This is a genomic window from Caballeronia choica, assembly GCF_001544535.1.
GTDB classification, from domain to species: domain Bacteria; phylum Pseudomonadota; class Gammaproteobacteria; order Burkholderiales; family Burkholderiaceae; genus Caballeronia; species Caballeronia choica.
The window spans coordinates 1-1061 of sequence record NZ_FCON02000503.1; the positions used below are offsets into that span (position 1 = coordinate 1).

General features: G+C 65.5%; 3 protein-coding genes. All 3 read right to left on the reverse strand.

The window, feature by feature from the left end:
* On the reverse strand, positions 1-668 hold a 668-nt coding region (locus AWB68_RS45310; RefSeq protein WP_125483318.1), incomplete at its 3' end, for a F0F1 ATP synthase subunit A.
* On the reverse strand, positions 665-946 hold the full coding sequence (locus tag AWB68_RS45315) for an N-ATPase subunit AtpR (RefSeq protein ID WP_087650498.1): 282 nt from the start codon (positions 944-946) through the stop codon (positions 665-667). The genes AWB68_RS45315 and AWB68_RS45310, both read right to left, overlap by 4 nt.
* On the reverse strand, positions 939-1061 hold a 123-nt coding region (locus AWB68_RS50620; protein ID WP_143282075.1), incomplete at its 5' end, for an AtpZ/AtpI family protein. The genes AWB68_RS50620 and AWB68_RS45315, both read right to left, overlap by 8 nt.

A 1061-nucleotide genomic window follows, 5' to 3' on the forward strand; every position in this document is an offset into this window, starting at 1 on the left:
GGTTGCGGAGCGTCCGCGAGCGCCGCGCCGATGAACACCATCGCGAGCACCGTGAAGATGTAGGCCTGCACGGCGCCCGTCAGCAGGTCGAGCGCCATCAGCGGGATCGGCACGAACAGCCCCGCGAGCGACAGCACGATACCGACGACGAACACGCCGCTCATCACGTTGCCGAAGAGGCGCACCGTCAGCGAGAAAGTCCGCGTGATCTGCTCGACCACGTTGAGCGGGATCATGATCCAGGTCGGTTCGGCGAAGGTGGCGAGATAGCGCAGCAGTCCGCGTGAGCGCACGCCATAGAAAATCGTCGCGCAGAAGACGACCAGCGCGAGCGCGGCGTCGGTCTCGATATGTGCGGTCGGCGGTTCGACGCCCGGCAGCAGCGACGCGCAGTTGCTGACCAGAATGAACAGAAAGAGCGTGCCGATCAGCGCGCGGTAGCGTTGCGGCTCGGCCTGCATCGTGTCGCGGATCTGCGTATCGATGGTCGTGACGAGCAGCTCTAGCACGGTCTGTATCTTCGATGGTACGAGCGACAGCCTGTGCGTGCAGAGTGCCGCGCCACCCGCGAGGATCGCCATGATCGCCCACGTCGTCACGACAGAAGCCGTGACGCCAATCGGGCCGACGTGAAACAGCGGCGTGGAGAGAAGCGGGGAGTGGATCATGGCGCGATCGCCCGATACCGTCGCAGCTTGACCGAGCGCGCCACGAGCAGGCCGGCGGCGCCGCATAGCAGCGCCCATGCGCCCAGCTTCGCCAGCACGAACAGGATCACGAGCAACAGGCCGAGGCGCGCGCACTGCATCGCCAGCGCTTTCCCGGGCGAGCCGAACGCCAGCAACTCGACGTTCCGGTGCAGCGTCGTGAAGTGGATCAGTCCGGCGATGAAGCCCGCGATCAAGCCCACGGGAATCTGCGCGGCTGGCGCCAAGTGCTCAATCATGATGCTGGCTCCGTGTTTGTCGATGCATCCATTTCCACGCCGACCAGAGGCCGAACGCGGCCCCGGCCATCAGCAGCGGCGCGGCAAAGAAAACGCCCGTGTGAAAGTGCTTGTC

Excerpts from the sequence above, each read along its gene's own strand:
- AWB68_RS45315 (WP_087650498.1), bottom strand. The coding sequence starts at position 946 with ATGATTGAGCACTTGGCGCCAGCCGCGCAGATTCCCGTGGGCTTGATC.